Here is an 18389-nt window from a genome sequence, read left to right as displayed (position 1 = left end):
TTGTCAGAATGTCTTTATACTTCTTATTTTACTTATTATAATGAGATAGAGAATAACAGGATCCGACTAACACTTGGCATTATCCGATATCCAGAAGTTTAAATGCTCGCCAAGCAAGTACAGGGAGGAGATGCACTACCAGAAGGCGTAGCAATCCCGCCGACATATCGAAAAAATCCCCTTATCGATTCCGGGTCATCCGGTTCGGTGAGGGGATTTTCTCGCTTCATTCGGTTGCATCCAAGCCGATTACCTGCCGATTATCGATTATAAACTTCCACTTCGGCGATTTTGAACAAGTAACCACCTGCTTGCTGAATGCCCAGCTTCGTTGCCGTAATCCGAACATAGCGGGCATTCGTCTGTTTGAACGGCAACGATTGCGGCTCGGTCGGGTTCAAAGGCACATAACCCGTATACGATTTCACTATCGTCCAATTGACGTTATCGGTCGAGGTCTCAATCGCGAAGTCAACCGGGAAACCATCCGCGGTATAATTCGAATTGACGACCGGATAAAGCAGCAGCTGATTGATCGGCTGGGAGTTGGTCAAATCCAGCTTTAGCCATTCGGTATGATTCTCGTCGCTGAAAGCGGTCGACGAGCTGAAGCCATTGGCGCCGCTGCGCGGCACGCGGATGCCATCAACCGCTTTCGCTTTGCCGAAATCCGTATCTTCGATGCTTGTCGAAGAGGTTACGGTCGGCAGTTCATAGTTGAACTGATAGCGCAAATAGACAGTTGGCGATTGGGTCGAGTTCGACGAGAAAATCCATCGCGCTGTGCTGGTGCTCGGGAACCCGACTACATTCGTCCCCCAAGGGCTTGCTCCGTACGCGCCGTAATCCGTCGCGTTAACCCAACCGGTTTCATCGAAGCCGGGCTGCTCCCAGCCGTCCTTCGCGGTACTCGTTACTTTCCAGTTCGTATTGCTCACAACCTTCGCTCCATCAGGCAGCGTGAAATCACCGATGAAGCCGCCGGGTGAATCGGCGAGGTTCGTGACCTCGACAGCGATCGTATTGACGCCGTTTTTCAAATACCCGCGTAGGGAATCCCCTGTTTCCCACAACGTGGAAGTTCCCTTAAGCCTTTTACCGTTCAGATAAATTTTGTACAAGTTGTCAGCCGTCACTATGCCGCTGATTGTCTTAAGAGCGATCGAATTCAGATCGTAAGTCTTTGTCGTCCGCTCCAGAGTTACTGTGCCGCCGGCCGAAATCGGTACCGTCTGATCAAACAGGCCGCTTACTGCTATGCCGTTGATTTTCCAATCCGTGTACGGACTGTTGTTATCCAGCGCCTGGATGCGGACTGACGTGTTGGAAGCCGTGATTTTCAACTTCATGTCCCAATAGTACATACTGTTCAACGTAAGCGAGGTCATGCCGCTCGTCGGGAAATTCGGCTTCACGTGCAGACCGTCTTTGTCCGCCGAGATGCCCATAAACCCGTTCTTGAGCGCAACAGGTACGAGACCGCTTTCAGGGAATTCGCCCCACGTTCCGACGAGACCTTCAGTGTAATGTTGGTTAACTTCACCATAGTACAGTGGGTTTCCGCCAGAGAGGTGTTCCAGATTGAAGCGGTTCACTATCGCCTGCAGCCGGGTATACGCATCGTTCGCTCCTGTTGAACGGAGCCTGCTCATCAACTCATAGTAGGCCGTATAGAAAATAGCGCCGCCGTTCTGAATCTGATTGCTGCTGTAAACACCGTTGCCGTCATAGTCGCTGACCCACCAGCCGCCAGAGGCTTTCGGCGGGATGTTGAACATAATCGCCCGCGGTGCAAAGACGAATTTGCTGAACACATCATTAGTGCCGGCCGAAGTGTTCGTATTCGACAAGTACGACATGATCGCATTCGCCTTTGTCGTATCGGCCAAACCGTACGCAATCGCTTCGAGATTGAGGAACACTCCGCCGTAATCGCGAGTTACCCCGTTCACGTCGATATTCATTACGTAGTGATTGGTCGACCAGAAGGTCGAGTTATAAGCCGTTTTTAAATCGTCGGCATAGCCATTCAACTGAGTGGCGCGAGTTGTGTTGCCGACCATACTTTCTATCTCGGCCATTCTGCGCAGCGCTAAATACCCGTAGATATTGTCATAAGCACTTTTATGACCGAATGGTAAAAGGTCCCAATAATTGCTGCCGACCGATCCGATCGTGCCGTTGTGATAAGAATTGGTGATAATGAACAACTTTGCGGTCGAGTCGTATTGCGTCGTCAGCAGGTAGTTCATTGCATTCCGCATTCGGTCGATGTTGTACTTCAACGCATTCAAATCGCCCGCGTTCATAATGTGATTGTACAGGCCATTAATCAAGTTGGCCGAAGTCATAATATAATGATTGCTGTCCATGAAACCTGGAAACGGCCAACCCGGTGAATCTTGCCAAGTGTACACATAACCGTTCGGGTCCTGCTTGACCTGGGAGGCGTCATGCTCCATCGTGTCACGGTTGATATCGTCGGTCCAGACTCGTTGTAAGCTCTGCCATTCGTACCAGTCTGGATTGACTTCTCCCGGCTCCCAGCCATAATTGCGCTCGGAGAAGATGGCGTTCGCACCGGTCGTCACCGTAGAATCACCTCCCTCATACCTCGCATGAACAGCCGGTGTAATATCCGAGGAAGGCATCAGTTCAATGTCAAGCGTGTGAGTAAGCGTGTTGCCGGTATTCAATACCGTTGGAAGAATTGCGGGAAAATTCATATACATCATATCCAAAGAGGCCAAGTTATTCAGCCGCTTAGTCGACGGATAAAACCGCAGATTGAAATCAAAACCGTTCGCCCCCTGCCAGTCGATACGGTTCCCGCTCAGATTAAAGGGAGCCTCTGACCTGTTAGTCCGCTTGAAAGCGTGCACTTCCTTGTAAAGTGCGTTCACATCGGCCATCCTAATGAATGGGTTGCGCAGTGAATTCACTTGATAACCCGGGTTGTCCCATAGCGACTCGATCGTGAACCCGGACGATTCCAGCTTTTTGCCGTTAGCTGACGACGTGACTGTATAGGTGTTTTTCATCCATTTGCCGTCAAGCGCAATCGTCCAACTGCCACTGATGCCGGATCCGCCGAAGCCAATGCCGTTGAGCGTAAGTGTTGTTCCGCTGGTCGAGGCCGTCACCGAACTGTTTCCTGCATACGGAACGCCGGCTAATTGGAAGTTAAAATACATGTTGTTCGCGATCAGGTCATCGCTGTAATTACCCGCGCCCGTCGGGTCGAAACGCAGCGTATCGATTAATCCATCCACACCGGACAAGCTGTAGTAGCCGTTGCTAATCGAATAACGATTCGCCTTGTCAAGCACGCGCAACGAATCAAGCTCAAAGTTGCCGTTGCCCCCGTTGGTTGTCGGATCGAAACGCAACTGCGTTATTGTGCCTGTCCAATTTGCGTTGCCGCTCAAATCGATTTGAAGCGTATGCCACTTGCTATCGGAAATCGTCGAAAACGATTGGCTGCGCGCTGCCGCCCATCCGCCCGTGCTCGTCGTCCAAAACAATTGCGCATTCGTGTTACCCGTATTGTTGTAATAGGTGATCTCTACTATTTTGAATGTTGAGGCCTGTATAGAAACCGGCGGGCCTGTCAGGGTAGGATCATTGCTGCCGCTCGGAACGTGCATAACGATTTTTCCGTCAATCACGAGATGAGCATCGATTCCGGCATTTGGCGTCCACCCATCCAAATTGTTGTTTGTACGCCAATCATAACTTAAGGAACCGCTTGCAAAAACACTTTGAACAACCATCCATAACGTTACCAATAAGAAGACGGCAAAAAGCAACAGTGTATTGCGAATTGTAGCCCGATTCATTTACGTTTCCTCCCTTTATAGATAATGACTAATGCCTCCCTGCTTATCTGGTTGCCTATTTACCTGATGATAGTGAAGCCGTTTCACCTCCTTTCCGAACGGACGATTGATGCATTTTGTACCTTTGAAAATATGCCGTCAGTTCGAATACACGTTAAAGCTATACAAGGAATATCCCCAGCCCGTGCCTCTTTCCGATCCGTACATTCGTACATACCTCGCGTTAACGCTCGGGAAGCGAATGTAATCAAGGCCTCCGTCCCCCGATACAGTCTGGTAAACATCGGTCCAGCTTAACGCATTATAGGACACCTGAATTTTATAGGTTTTGCCATATGCGGACTCCCAATAAAGCTTAACGCCATTAAAGCTCTGCACCGAGCCAAGGTCAACGTAGATCCATTGCGGATCGATACCTTCCGGACTCGACCACCTTGTCGCCATGCTGCTATCGGTTGCATTGCCGGCTGCGTTCCCTGCCGGATAAGTTCCGGATGCGGTTGCCGCCTTGGAAAGCGCCAAATTCGTCTGCGCAGGATTGTCGTAATAAACACCGAATTCGAACAGCGAGTAACCCCAGCCCGTACCTCTCTCCGTTCCATACATCCTTACATATCTCGCGCTTGCAGCCGTAAACTCGATATCGTCGATGCCGCCATTACCGGTCGTCGTGGAATATACGTCCGTCCAGTTCACGGAGTCCGTAGATAATTGAATTTTATAGGATTTAGCATAAGCTGCCTGCCAATTCAACCTTACTCTGTTGATCGTTCTGTTCTGACCGAGATCGATGTTGATCCATTGCGGATCGACGCCTTCATTGCTGGACCATCTGGTCGCCTCGTTGCCGTCGAGTACGTTGGAGGCATTCGTCGATGACGGGTATACGGAGGATGCCGTTGCCGTCTTGTTCAATGCATAATTATTGCCGGCCGGCAGATCGTAATAGACGCCTAAATCCCATAACGAATAGCCCCATGCCGTCGCTCTCTGCGTGCCGTGCACTCTCACGTATCTCGCGGAAACGGTGGGGAGGCTGACATCGTCAATCCCGCCGTCGCCGGATGTCGTCGAGTAAACGGTTGTCCAGTTCGCGGCATCGTTGGAGACGGAAACCGTGTACGATACCGCGTATGCCGTCTCCCAATTCAGCTTTATTCGATTGAAATTCGAAGGAGTGCCCAAATCCACGTAAATCCATTGCGGATCAATGCCTTCGGCGCTGGCCCACCTTGTCGTCGCCGCTCCGTCAACGGCATTCATGCCTGCAAGATTGCCGTTCACATTGGAGGAAGTCGTTACGGGTCTTGTCAAAGCCAGATTGATCGGCGCATTTCCTCCCAGTGTAATGAGCCCCGGAGGTTCTCCCGCCAGCGCCGAACGGTTCAGGAATGCCGCATAACCTTCGACGGATTGGGGACCTCCCCAAGTCTTTTCGGAAACAATTCTCAAGGGGGAAGCTACGATTTTGGCAATTTCTTTTTCCGTGAAGCCTTTGGCCACCGAGATGTCATTCCAGTTGTTGAATTTAACTCCGAGTATGTTCGGGTCTGCCCCTGACAACTGATTGGAAGTGTTGAAAGAGTCGAACATATTCGGTTTCCATGTTTGATACAAATAAACATTATCGCTTTGCCAGTCTGTGCCCGGAACGCTGTACAGATACCTGGCAGACGAGTTGATGATTTGGAACCCTCTCTGCGATATGGATTGGATCCCGTCTGCCAACCAAGCGTCATATACGATGTCGTTACTGATCGGAATATTGCCCGGAAGGGTGTCGAACCATGCCCATACTCTCGTCTTCTTTCCTTTGTTCTTCAGAACGGTGTTGTAATCATTGATAAACTTGCGGTACAGCTCACCTGCCGTCGAGTACCCTTGGGCAAGCGCATAGTTATGCGTGCGGGTATCCGCATCTACGTGACGGTCAAAATAAGGGAAGCCTCGGGCATCATTCGGCGTTTCGTCCGCCCCCAGATGGAAATCGGGAGCCTCGAACAAGGGGACGAATTCATCGAGAAGGTTGTTCACGAAAGTGAACGTATCCGGAAGCGAGAGGTCTATCACGTCGCTCCAAGTCTGATTCTTAATAGAGGGCAAATAAGACGTGATGGCAAATGCGTGCCCGGGCAGATCAATTTCGGGCGTGATCGTGACCTGATATTTTCGGGCGAAATCTTGAATATCCTGCAAATCCGCATGGGAATAACTTTGGGTGGCAGCGAGTCCCGGGTATGTCGTACTGACTAGTCGAAAAGCATCGTTATCCGAAAAATGAATGTGCAAGTCATTCATTTTGTGCCATGACAGAAATTTGATGGTGTCTTTAATGCTGTCAACCGTAAAATATTTGCGCGCCACGTCAAGCATGAATCCGCGTTCTTTATAGGCCGGATAATCTCTTGCCGTGCCTTTAGGGATGCTGGTCTTGTCCGGACTTTGATTCAGTATTTGAAGCGCCGTACGCGTACCGTAAAATACTCCTTTGGCACTGTTGGCTTTTATCGTGACGTAGTTGGCGGCTTGCATGATGTAACCTTCGCTGCCGATACCCGAATCCGTGTTGTTCAGCGTAAGATAGAAATCTCCCGCCGCCGGACTGGTTGTCGTCACGACATTGAGCGTGAGGCCGGTAAGCGCCAGCATGTCTTCCCGGAACGTATTGGCCGTATCGGCAAGAGCCGTGTTATATGCACTATCGACTGCGATCCGGGAACCGACTGCAAGACTGAAATCTCCCGCGTCGCTAGTCCATTCCCGCAAGCTGGGAACGACATTCGGAGCCGTTCCAAGATCGTATACTTCAGATACATAATCATATCCAGCTAGTCCCGAGGAGCTTCCATTCAAGTACGCGGTCGATGGATGCGTGCTGGCCGTATACGTCCATACGCCCACGGTTTCGACCGGATTACTGAGCACCCACAAATAATTGCCGGAGGCTTGAGTTGCAAAATTCAACTGCAGCCAGGCATTGTCCGCGAAATTCGTGTAGGTTTGAGAGGCAATGGACGTTCCCGCAACCGTCGTTGCGTAATCTGCATTCCACCGATACAACTTTAGCGTGAGACTGCCAATATTATTCGAATAACTGGGGCACAAGACTCTAAGCGAATTAAAGGAATCGGCGGAATAAAATTGCTCTCCCCTTGTTTGGCCTGCGGAAATCATGGAATCCGTGGATGTGCCGTCAATCGAATAAAGTTTCGTCCAGCCGCCGCCACCCACAGCATATCCGGTTTTTGGCAGAAGGAACAAGCAACCCATAAAAATAATGACGAAAGCAATCTGATACTTGGATGACAACAATCCGGTAAAATAAGCTCTCATCCTCAACCCCTCCTCGAATAGTGATGTTTCCGGACGTCGGAACCGGAATCAACGATCAGCTATGATCTCATCCATTTGCAAATAATAGATACCATAATTGTCTGCTCTCAGTTTGGTGGCGTAGATCCTGAAGTATCTTGCATTCACGAGCGTACTGAATGGAAATACTTGCGTTGTCGCTTCCGGATTATAGTAATCGGTATAGCTTTGCCCAATAATATCTGACCAAGTGCTGCCGTCATTGCTGGACTGAATCTTAAAGTCCTCAGGGAATCCATATGTGTCTCGCGGACGGATGCGCAATTGACTCCAAGCTTGAACGGATCCCGTATCGATTGAAATCCACTCTGTTGAATTACTCGAGGCATGTCCGATGCTAGAGTAAATCGTCCCTATTTGATTATCGACCGCGTTGGCTGCCCCCCAACCGGAAAGCGATGAAGAGCTTGAGGCCGTACGTTTCGGGAGAAGATCCACCTTCATTTCTGACATTTGCAAATAGTAATTCGAATAGTTATCGCTCCCGAGTTTTGTCGCATACAATCGCAAAAAGCGGGTAGATACCGGGGATGTGAACTTAAAGGTCTGCGCAGCGGAACCTGGATTCGGATAAGAAACATACGATGCACCGCTTATATCGCTCCAGGCGACCCCGTCGTTGCTGGACTGGAATTTGAAATCGACAGGGAAGCCTAAACCGGATGCACGGGGAGTAAGCAGTACTCCTTGAACAGGCTGTACTGCGCCTAAATCCTCCGACAACCATTGAACGGTGGCGGCAGAAGACGAACTAACGCTGGAATAATCCGTCGTACTCAATCCGTCCAAAGCCCTTTCCGATCCCCAGCCTGAAAGAGATGAAGAGGCAGTGATGCCGTACGGGATATCTTCAATGGAAATATCGGAAAGTTGAAAGTAATGAATCCTCGGCTGATATTGGTCGAATCCTAAATTACCGGTAAAAAATCGGACATACCGGCCATACAACGGCTCATTGAATTCATAGACATGCCGGGCATTCGGCTCAACCTTGTAGTGGCCGACATCAATATCAGCGGTTACCCAGTTGGAATTGTCCGTGCTCACTTGAATGGCGAACGGGCCGGGGTATCCGAATTCTTCGGGAAGCCGCGGCGTCAACGTGGTTCGCTTGATCATCCGATTGGCGCCGGTATCCACCGTGATCCACTCCTGTGCCAACGAAGTATTATGATCAACCGATGACCAGACCGTCGAAACAAACCCGTCGATTGCCTTCGATGCTTCCCAGCCGCTTAACTGGGACGAGGCAGTTACGCCGACTCGCGGAGAGGCACTGTAAGCGAGAGGAACGGCAGCAGCCTGTGCAGAACTGCCGCTGTCGCCGCTGGCATTCGACGCCGTGACAGTGAAATAATACGGTGTCCCGTTCGTCAGTCCGGTTACGGTATAGGGACTGCTTGTCACCCCTGTAATCGTGTTCGGATAAGAACCGCTAACGGTACCATATTTGATCTTGTAGGTTTCACCCGAAATGCCCGTCGTCCGAAAGTGGAGCTCAACCTGCCCATTTTGGGGAATAACGGCTTTGATTCTGGGGACCGCAGGAAGATTGTCATCAGTCAGCGTGAATGGGTTCATTGCCGTGTACCAGTAAGCCCATTTGGTCCCGTAAGCATAAGCAATCCGGTTGTTCTTGGCTGTATCGAAATGGCCAAGCTCATCACCTGTAATACCGGCATTGTGCGCGGCGATGTTGATATAATTTTTAGGCAAGGTGCCTGGCTTATATGTGATCCCGTCCGTTGACTCGTATAACTTGATATATGCAAACGGTCCCATACGCATGGCGGTGCTAACGGCAATAAACTTGTTTATGGAAGGCACATATTTAAAATCGGCTGAATCCTCTTCCAGCTCCTTATTGATCGCAACTCCTTGATATACGGTTGCCCCCGGCCAATTGGCATTCGAGATGGACGCCGTACGAACCCTCATTTGTTCGATTTCTCTTCCTGTCACCGGGTCCCGGCTGCTCCATGTGTAGTAAATATAGAGAGTTGAATCTTTGACTACAAAACTCGGTTCCCCTGCCCCATACTTGTCGATGAGAGGATCATTAAAGACAATGAAAGGCTGTGGATTTCCTCCCCACCCGCTGCCGTTCCACTTTTCCCATGGACCGGTTACGCTGCTCGAGCGCGCGACAAATACGTCATTATCCGTTCCTAAGGAATTTTGAGTGGATGTATAGCCCATATAGTAATAGCCGCCGAACTTTACAACGCCCGGGTCGCAAACGGAATTCGCGTCCACCGAACCGGGAGTTGGCTTAAGAGCGATCGATTCCGTCCCCCAGGTAACGCCGCCGTCCGTAGAACGCTTGTATCGGATATAGTCCCACTCTTCCACGGTTCCATAGGAGCATGTCCACATATCGATGCTATTGTCCGCATTCAATATCATGGATGGACCATATCGGTATTTCCCACCTCCCGACGGATCGAATATATTCCATCCTGCTGAAGTACTGCCAGTGGCAACGGCGGATGTAGAAATCGGAAATGCAACAATCGCGCAACACAAGCAAATCAAAATCAGAATCATTTGCAATCGAATTTGTAATCCTGAATGTTTCTGCATACGAATCCACCTCTCTAATTTAGGTAAGGGAGTGCACTGTAGCTGCTATCAACACCTCTTTAACTTCATAACTTCAAATGTTATTGAATCCCCCCTTTCAAAATATTGTAAGCGTTATCAATTAACGGCGTATGAGGGGCAGCTCGGAAAGAGCTGCCTTAATCGTTAATCGTTTCGGGATTTGGCGTTATACCGGCTTGCCTTCCATGACCGCCCTAATCTTCTCGAACGGCAGTTTGGGTTTCCTGTCATAAGTGAGCAAACCGTTGATTTCCTGCTCGATGATCCGTTAACCCATACCGACAGAAGGGCACCAGGATTTGCCGATCGAACGGCTCTTCGGACATATGCCACAAGTCCCGCTCACCAACTCGTTCATCGTCAAACGCGAATTGCCATGTTCCGTTCAAATTCAGCCAGTCGTTCCGAACGAACTGCGGCCTTGGATATTCAGCCCTGATCAAGCTTTCTTTCATTTGACTTGTTTCGATTTAATGAAATCAGCTGCTTGCCGTTTGACTTCGTCCACCACTTTTTGCGCGCCGGCTTTTTTGTATTTCTCGACCAGTTGGGCGACTGCCGCATCCACGTCTTTCACGATTCCAAGCTCAATCGGAATCGCGTACTGCTTATACACGTTGTTAATATTGGCTACTTCTGTTTTGATATTGGTTTCATCTACGTTAAAGCCGTTCAGCAAATAAGGGGAAGCTTTCTCAAGCAGTGCTTTTTTCGTGTCGATATATTGCTGCGTATAGCTTTCGAGCGGCGGCCATTGGTCGCGGTTGTTGGACCACCAACCGGCTCCATACATCGGATAAGGATTCGGATCGGCATTAATGATGGCCAGCTTGCCATCCACCATGTTGTAGTTTTTCCCTTCGATCCCGAAGGCAAGCAACATATTATAGGACGGTTCTTGATGAAGCAGATCGATGGCCATCAAAGCTCTTTCATAATTTTTGGATATTGGAGAGAAGGAGAAGCCATTGCCCGTTGCCGTTCTAATCATGGCCGTTCCGTTCGGAGTCACGTTGTTTATACCGCCAAGTTCCCAGCCCTTAGCGGTCATATCGGAGCTTAACTGGGCGTAGTTCTCGAACGCGGTCATATAGTACCCGGATTTCCCTGCTTTCAACAAGTCTAATCCGGACGTTTTCTGGGCAAAGGCGTTTTTCGGAAGCAAACCTTTATCCGCCCAATCCTTCATCGTTTTGGCAGCATCGGTATAGATTGCAGCGAATTCCGGATCGAGAAGACCCGTTAACTTGTAATCTTTGTTCTCCGGATTGAAGTTAACCAAATTTTGGACTTTGAAGGCGCTCCAGCCTTGCAGCATTCCGCCAAAGAGGTTTTTAATGTCGTCAGACGTGCCATCTACCGGCATCATGCCCGGTTCGTTGTCTTTAATGGCTTGAAAGTAAGGTCCTAGGTCTTTGAACGTTTTGATTTCAGGAACGTTATATTTTTTTCTGATATCTTCCCGGAAAAAGCCCGTTCCTACATCCAACTCCTTGAACGTTTGAGGGATCATGTAGATTTTTCCATTCACAACAGCATCGGTCCACATGGCTTCGGACGTTGCCTTGTGAGTTAAAGGCATATTTTTCTCCACATCTGCCATTGTAATCTCATGATAACCGCCTTTGGCAGCGTTGGAGACGTAGCTTACGTTTCCGAAAATAACATCCCAGTCCTGCGGGGAAGCAAGAATCAACGGATATTTCGTGCCGATGTCGGCAAAAGGAATATACGTCAGCTCGATCGTCGCGTTGATGTCCGCTTCGAGCTTTTTGTTCACTTCGGCCATGACCGCATCATTGTCCTTGGGCGCTTCTCCGAGGAGAACGAATTTAAGCGTAACTTTGTCGAGCTGGGGCTTCTGAGTCTCTGACGGTGACGAGTTGGACGATTCGGAGGAACTGGACTCGGCCGCCGGCGAACTGCCGGAATTGGAGTTTTCTTTTTTCGTACATGCGGATAAGACCATCATTACGCTAAGCAAGAGTGCAACTGTGACGCTTAGTACTTTGTTTTTCTTACTCATCTTTTGTAACCTCCCTGATTTTTGTATGTTAAACCGCCGGTTAGCGGGATTAACCTTAGCCTTTGACGGAACCGATCGTGAGACCGGAAACGAAATATTTCTGAACGAAAGGGTATGCCAGTACGATCGGTCCCGTTGCAACAACGGTTAAGGCCAGCTTGACCGTCTGCTGAGGCAGTTCGATCGCGGAGACCGCGCCGTTGCCTTCCAGAAGCTGCTTGGCGAACGTTGTAGAGCTTAGAAGCTTGTAGAGCGTGTATTGAAGCGGAAACAGCTTCTCTTCCGTGATGAATAAGGTTGCGGTATACCAATCGTTCCAGTATCCAAGCGCCACGAACAAACCGATAGAGGCAAGAGCAGGCTTGAGCAACGGCAGGATAACCTTCATGAAAATGGAGAAGTCATTCGCTCCGTCGATCTTCGCGGATTCCGATATGGAATCGGGAATGCTGTTCGCGATATAGGTTCTCAGAATCAAGATATAAAGGACGTTGAACATCCCGGACAAGAGCAGAATCGATATCGTATTTCTAAGAAACAGATAATTAGTGATCAGCATATAATAGGGGACGAGTCCGGCGCTGAAGAGAGTCGTAAAGAACAAGTAGAACGCCATCGGATTGCGATACTTGACATCTTTCCTTGCAAGTACGTACGCCGCCATGGAAGAGAAGAAGAGCGACAAGCCCGTTCCCGCTACTGTAATGAATAGGGTCACCCCGTAACTTTGAATGATTTTGGCCGGTTGATCGAAAATAAACTTGTACGCGCCAAGATCGAAGGTTCTGGGAATGAGGGAATATCCGTGTTGCAAGATGGAGTCCTCGGATTGAAAGGAGCCCACCAGAAGCATGACAAATGGTATTATCGCCGCTCCTCCAACGATGCCAACAATAATAAATGCGATAATATTGAAAATAAAAATGTCTTTTCCCCTATTCACGATTCGAAACCACCTTCCCTTGCTTACAGCGAGTGTCTAATATAACGCGTAATCGCTATTCCATTTCTTAACCGCCCAATTCACCCCATAGATGAGGATAAAGCAGAGTACGGATTGATAGAGGCCCGCAGCGGAAGCCATTCCAAAGTCGTTCGAGAAAACCATGGATCTGAATACAAGCGTGTCGATAATGTCCGTTTTGTCGGCCAACAATCCGTTGTCGCCAATCAATTGGTAAAACATTTCGAACTCCCCGCGCATAATTCTGGAAAGACCGAGGAGAACAAGAATGACGACAGTCGGCTTCAGCATCGGCAGCGTAATATACCAGATTCTTTGGAAAATGTTGGCGCCGTCAATCTTCGCCGATTCGTAGCTTTCCTGATCGGCTCCCATAATTGCGGAGAGATACAGCACGCTGGAAAATCCGATCCCCTTCCAGACATAGAAGATAGGAAGAAGGAGCATCCATGCCGTTGGGTTCGAGTAGATGTCGACGGGTTCTGCTCCGAGCGATCTTAACAGGGTGTTCAAGGTTCCGTAGTCAAAGTTGAAAATATTGTAGAAGAAAGCCGATACCGTGACCCAGGATATAAAATACGGAAGAAACATGAACGTTTGCGCCGTTTTCTTGAAATACTTGCCTGCCATCTCTGCAATCATCACGGCGACGAGCACGGAGATGACCGTACTTGCTGTGAGGAATACCAGATTATAAATGATCGTGTTGCTCGTCACCAGCCAGAGCTTGCCGGACTCGAAGAAATACCGGAAGTTCTCCATGCCGTTCCAATCGCTGCCGAATACCCCGCCGCTGTAGGTATACTCCTTGAACGCTATGACTATACCCGGCATGGGGAGATAAGCCAGCACCAGGAAGTAAAAGCCGACTGGCAGAAACATCAAGTAAAGAATCTTATTTTTGGTTATCTCGTACAGGAAACCTTTTTTCTTTCTCGTTATGTCCATGCTGCACCTCATATCGTTTATGTAAACGCTTCCAAAAAGAACGAGCTGAACATTTCGAAAAACGGATGCTTTCGCTCGTATACATCTTCTTATCGCACTACGTCACGCGCATTTCTCTCCTTTGCATCATCCGTTGTCCGAATGTCTTTATGCTTATTATTATACTTGTTATAATACGATAGAGAATGACAGGAGCCGACCAACGCTTGGCATTATCCGATATCAATTGCTATTGTTTATAATCCCAATCATCCAATATCCGGATGTCCGGTACGAACGTCTTACGAATATACAGTTCGGATTGCAGCGCGATTTGGGTTTGTTTCAATATACGCTCGGCGTTCATTTTTTTGATAAGGAAGCGGAAGGCTTCATGAATGATCCGTTGGGTTGGGATATGGATCGTCGTAATCTCGTATTCCTTAGACAAGGCAAATTCATCAAAGGCGATGATGCTAATATCTTGAGGGTATTCAAGGCCGAGTTCCCGCATTCTGTTGATCATTCCAATCGCGATGATCGCAGTCCCCGCAATGATAGCAGTCGGCTTTTCCGGAAGCGACAGAAAATGATCCAACGCCCTCTTCCCTGCTTCGAGCTTGTGCGAACCTGTAATGAAATAATCGGCATGTATCGGAATATCAAAGTGTTTCAAAGCCATCTGATAACCTGTAAAACGGTCGCAGCTGACCAGGTAGTCCATAGGTCCCGGCGAAACGAAGCCAATTCCCTTATGCCCGGATTTGATCAGCATGACGGCCGCTTTAAAACCGAGGTCGATATTGTCGACATCCACCCAGTCAGCCGGGACTCCCTCCTTAGGACGAGTCGTTAACACGTACGGAAAATTCATATCGTTCAGTACCTTGAAAGTTTCCCCTTCATCCATCGGAAGAACAAAACAAAGCGCATCGACTTGGCCGCTTCTGACCATATTCAATACTTTTTTTCCTCCGAAAGTATCTTCCCAAGACAGCAGAATGTGGTACCCCATTTCGGATATGGCTGCGCCGACTTCGCCGATAAGTTCCAAGTCCAAAGAAAAGTCCGTTCCCGGTTTCGGCATGACGAGACCGATCGTGTTCAAGCTCCCGGATATCAGCCCTTGCGCAGCCCTGTTGGGCGTATAGTTCATTTCATTGGCGATATTAACAATACGAAGCCTGTTTTCATCAGACAACGTACCCGTCCCATTCATGGCGAATGAGACGGCCGTTACAGACACTCCGGCTCTCTTGGCAACGTCACGAATATTAGCCATGTTCTCTCCTTTGCATCATCCGTTGTCAGAATGTCTTTATACTTCTTATTTTACTTATTATAATGAGATAGAGAATAACAGGAACCGACTAACACTTGGCATTATCCGATATTCGAAGGAGGTTTCCGCATGACTATGCATCGCTGGCTCAACTTCAGCAGTCGGTCATTTCCCAGCTTCATCAGCGCCGGTAAAAGAATTTTCCAACCGGGAGAGCGGCATGATGAACGGATTTTCCCCGCATTTGTTGCCATGTTCGTCATAAAAGGCATCGTTCACCTGATGGAAGACGGCGTTCCCTATGAAATCAAGGATGGAGAGTGGTTTATCCAAACGCCCGGCTTGCGGCACTTTGGTTACAAGGAATCGGACCAGGAAACCGTGTATTACTGGATTCACTTTCTTCCGGGGGACTGGGAAATATCGGCTTCAGACTTGAGCGCACCGGGCCGAATCGTCAAGATCGATATGGGGGATGGCCTGCGGGTACCGGATACCCGTTATTCTTTAAACATGAATTACGGGCCGTTCCCATGCGAGGAATGGGATGGCCCGTTAGAATCTATCGTAGAAGCGGTCCTTGTCGGAAATTGGACCTTGCAGCAATCCCGATTCATGCAACTGCTGGAACGGATGATGGAATTTGATCCCGACCGGCATCTTATACCGTCCAATACGGTTGCGCTTCAGGTTTACCGATTTTTACTGGAGAATTTCAGGAAACCTATCCGTCTGAAGCAGTTGGCTCAAAACCTCCACTATTCCGTGGATTACCTTTCCCGCTGTTTCCGACTCCACTATCAGACGACGCCCTCGGCATTCCTTCACAGGCTCAGGATGGAAGAAGCCAAGCTTCTGCTCGCTACGAGCGGTTATTCCGTACGAAGAATCGCAGTGGAGGTAGGCTATGAGGAACTGAGTGTCTTTAGCCGAGCATTCAAGAACGATCAGAACGTCTCTCCCGTCCAATACCGCGAACGGATTTATGCAGGTGGGATGCTGGCAAGGGACGACTCGTAGCTCATGATGCCGGCAAGGAAAATTTAAGCGGTATTAAGCTTTGACCGCCCCCGCTGTGACTCCTTCGGTTATTCGATTTCACGAGATCGTAACGTTGTTAATGATTCGGCGATCATAAGATCGTCCATCTTCCGCGCGGAATTCGGGGTGCTAGACGCGAAAAAGGAAGGAGCGGGGGGCACCCGCTTCTTCCTTTTTCCGTGTTGCCCGTGCAACAAATATACGCTAACGGCGTCTCGCGCCTAAACCTCTTTCTCGAAAACGGCCGAAAGCTCGATAGCCAGGCAAGGCACTGCGGAGGAAACGAGCCTGTCTTCCTCCGTCCAGGTCGCGAGGAGCCGGTATTCGCCTTCGATGAGCGCGAATTGATCCACGAGCCGGTAGACGGGATCGGCCAGCCAATATTCCCGAACCCCGAATCTCTCGTATGTCGCTTTCTTGATCGTTTTGTCATTGCGCGCCGTGCTGTCCGACAGAATTTCCACGACCAGGTCGGGAACTCCGAACACGTAACCATCTCTGATGATTTCCTTGTTTCCCTTGCGGATGTAAAGAATGTCCGGCTGTAAAATATTTTCTTCGTCGAAATGGACATCCATCGGAGCTAGCAGGATCACCCCGTCCTGCGCGCAAGAAGAATGAAACGCCAAATGAAGCCTCCCAAGCACGTTCTGGTGAACGTATTTCGGAGAGAAGAGAAAATCGTATCGCACGCCTCCGATGATTTCATATCTTTCTTCAATGAAATAGGTGCCGTGCGTCTCCTTGATTTTAGTCGCCTTCCCGTCTTTATTGCCGCTCATCCTTCATGCCTCCCTTATCGAAAACAAGCACCCCGCAAAGCAACACGAATCGTGTCCCGCTTTACGGGGTGCTTCCCCGAGCATTTTCCTTATTATTGCCCATCAAGGACATCCTGTCAATTCCCCTACACCTTATAAGCAGGGCTAACGCATTAGAATCCGACTGCCCAAACATTTCTCTTTTCAAATCCAAAAAGATTCTATCTTGATTGCTTGGATGCTAATAGCTGGTAATCCTCACCAAGTATAAAAAAAACCTCTTAACAAACGCTGAACAGCGAGAACTAGGACTTCCGCCTCAATTCCGCTTTTTCCATGTCGGTCAAAGTTTCAAGCGCTTTCGCAATTCCCGCCGTCACTCTGTTCACATTTCTGGATAAGCATTGACACGCATCCAAACGCAGCCAAAAGAAAAGAGACAACGCCCTCGAAAAGGCAGTGTCTCTTTCATCGCAACCTGAATCTTTCGAGATTAATCATATCGATGACATTAATAACTAACGATTGGAACTTCATCTTTCTGTTCACTTCGTGCAGACTTGCGATAAACGATCTTGGATAAAAGAACGCTTAGTTCAAACAGTAGAAGGAGCGGAATCGCCACCAGTATATCGGAAATTAGATCCGGAGGGGTAATCACTGTCGCCACTATGATCAGAAGCAAATAGGCGAACTTTCTAAACTTTCCGAGAAGCTTAGGGGAGATCAGTTTGAGCCTTGTCAAGAACATAATCAAAATAGGAAGCTCGAACAACAACGAAACCGGAAACACGATATTGATTAGAAAGGAGAAATATTGCGATATTCCATAGGTTTCCTGGAATCCCAATTCTTTTGTTATACCCGATGTAAAAGTAAAAGCCATCGGAAACACGATATAATATGCAAAAACAAGTCCGGTCGCAAACATAAGAGTTGCATAAGGGATATATCGTATCGCCGCTCTTCGCTCATTGGGATGAAGACCCGGACGGACAAACAACCAAAGTTGATACATCGTAAAAGGGAGAGCCGCCGTAAACCCGATGATGAACCCTATCTTTAACCAGATTCCGATTGCATCGGAAGGTGAAAATACGTTCAGAGCCAGATCATGAATTAGAGGCTCGCTTTTAATAAAAAGAATGACGGGTTTCGTTACAAACATCCCACCGACCACAGAGACAAACAGAGCAATCACGATCCATAATAAGCGTCTGCGCAGCTCCCGCATATGGTTTAAAAGCGTTGCTTCCTTGATTTCCTTCATCAGATCCCCCCTCCCAACCGAACAGGCATTGCGGAATCAAACTTCCGGACACACATCTACTATGGTTCTAGAGGTTTTTTCAATTCTTTCATGCTTATCCTTATTTGTCCGCCTGCCTCGACTCGACAACCCTGCCGTCCTCAAGCTCTTTCCCGTCCTCCATGAATTCTTTGGTTCCTTTTTTAAATTCTTTAAGCGTCCGGCCGAATGCCCTTCCCAATTCCGGCAGTTTGCTTGGACCGAACAAGATAAGCGCGACCAGTACGATTAATAGAATACCCATAGGGCCGATGCCAGCCATAT

12 protein-coding genes are annotated in these 18389 nt (G+C 48.8%); 1 reads left to right on the top strand and 11 read right to left on the bottom strand.

Going from position 1 to position 18389, the window contains the following annotated elements; genetic code table 11:
• Positions 1-260: 260 nt before the first annotated feature.
• The 8 genes from K7P76_RS02295 to K7P76_RS02260 form a co-directional block, all read right to left on the bottom strand.
• Positions 261-3839 (bottom strand): discoidin domain-containing protein, encoded by a 3579-nt coding sequence (locus K7P76_RS02295; RefSeq protein ID WP_232182641.1) that lies wholly within the window; start codon positions 3837-3839, stop codon positions 261-263.
• 138 nt (positions 3840-3977) lie between these two features.
• On the bottom strand, positions 3978-7172 hold the full coding sequence (locus K7P76_RS02290) for a glycoside hydrolase family 20 protein (protein ID WP_232182639.1): 3195 nt from the start codon (positions 7170-7172) through the stop codon (positions 3978-3980).
• Positions 7173-7220: 48 nt separating this feature from the next.
• Entirely contained in the window at positions 7221-9794 is a 2574-nt protein-coding gene (locus K7P76_RS02285; RefSeq protein WP_232182637.1) for a discoidin domain-containing protein, read from the bottom strand.
• Positions 9795-10042: 248 nt separating this feature from the next.
• Positions 10043-10270: a hypothetical protein gene (locus tag K7P76_RS02280; RefSeq protein WP_232182635.1), complete on the bottom strand. Its 228-nt coding sequence runs from the start codon at positions 10268-10270 to the stop codon at positions 10043-10045.
• A complete protein-coding gene (locus K7P76_RS02275) occupies positions 10267-11841 on the bottom strand; it encodes an ABC transporter substrate-binding protein (protein WP_232182633.1) in 1575 nt (524 codons plus the stop codon). Before K7P76_RS02275 ends, K7P76_RS02280 begins: the two co-directional genes overlap by 4 nt.
• Before the next feature lie 55 nt (positions 11842-11896).
• On the bottom strand, positions 11897-12784 hold the full coding sequence (locus K7P76_RS02270; RefSeq protein WP_232182630.1) for a carbohydrate ABC transporter permease: 888 nt from the start codon (positions 12782-12784) through the stop codon (positions 11897-11899).
• Between the two features lie 36 nt (positions 12785-12820).
• The gene (locus K7P76_RS02265; protein WP_232182629.1) at positions 12821-13753 is read right to left on the bottom strand and encodes an ABC transporter permease; all 933 of its coding nucleotides are present in this window, start codon (positions 13751-13753) and stop codon (positions 12821-12823) included.
• A 229-nt stretch (positions 13754-13982) separates the two neighbouring features.
• Complete coding sequence (locus K7P76_RS02260) at positions 13983-15014, bottom strand: LacI family DNA-binding transcriptional regulator (RefSeq protein ID WP_232182627.1); 1032 nt, start codon at positions 15012-15014, stop codon at positions 13983-13985.
• 129 nt (positions 15015-15143) lie between these two features.
• On the opposite strand from K7P76_RS02260, the gene K7P76_RS02255 reads away from it, so the two are divergent.
• Positions 15144-16034, top strand: coding sequence for a helix-turn-helix transcriptional regulator (locus tag K7P76_RS02255; RefSeq protein ID WP_232182618.1), 891 nt, complete (start codon positions 15144-15146; stop codon positions 16032-16034).
• A 242-nt stretch (positions 16035-16276) separates the two neighbouring features.
• Here K7P76_RS02255 and K7P76_RS02250 read toward each other — a convergent pair whose 3' ends face one another.
• The 3 genes from K7P76_RS02250 to tatA form a co-directional block, all read right to left on the bottom strand.
• On the bottom strand, positions 16277-16837 hold the full coding sequence (locus K7P76_RS02250; protein WP_232182617.1) for a Uma2 family endonuclease: 561 nt from the start codon (positions 16835-16837) through the stop codon (positions 16277-16279).
• Positions 16838-17327: 490 nt separating this feature from the next.
• Positions 17328-18086 carry a twin-arginine translocase subunit TatC gene (tatC, locus tag K7P76_RS02245; protein WP_232182616.1) on the bottom strand — a complete coding sequence of 253 codons (759 nt, stop codon included), beginning with the start codon at positions 18084-18086 and terminating at the stop codon, positions 17328-17330.
• A 100-nt stretch (positions 18087-18186) separates the two neighbouring features.
• The gene (tatA, locus tag K7P76_RS02240) at positions 18187-18387 is read right to left on the bottom strand and encodes a twin-arginine translocase TatA/TatE family subunit (RefSeq protein ID WP_232182609.1); all 201 of its coding nucleotides are present in this window, start codon (positions 18385-18387) and stop codon (positions 18187-18189) included.
• Positions 18388-18389: the final 2 nt, after the last annotated feature.

Source organism: Cohnella silvisoli, assembly GCF_021190915.1.
GTDB lineage: Bacteria > Bacillota > Bacilli > Paenibacillales > Paenibacillaceae > Cohnella > Cohnella silvisoli.
The sequence above is the reverse complement of the archived record's forward strand: the minus strand, read 5'-3'. Positions and strand labels throughout refer to the sequence as shown.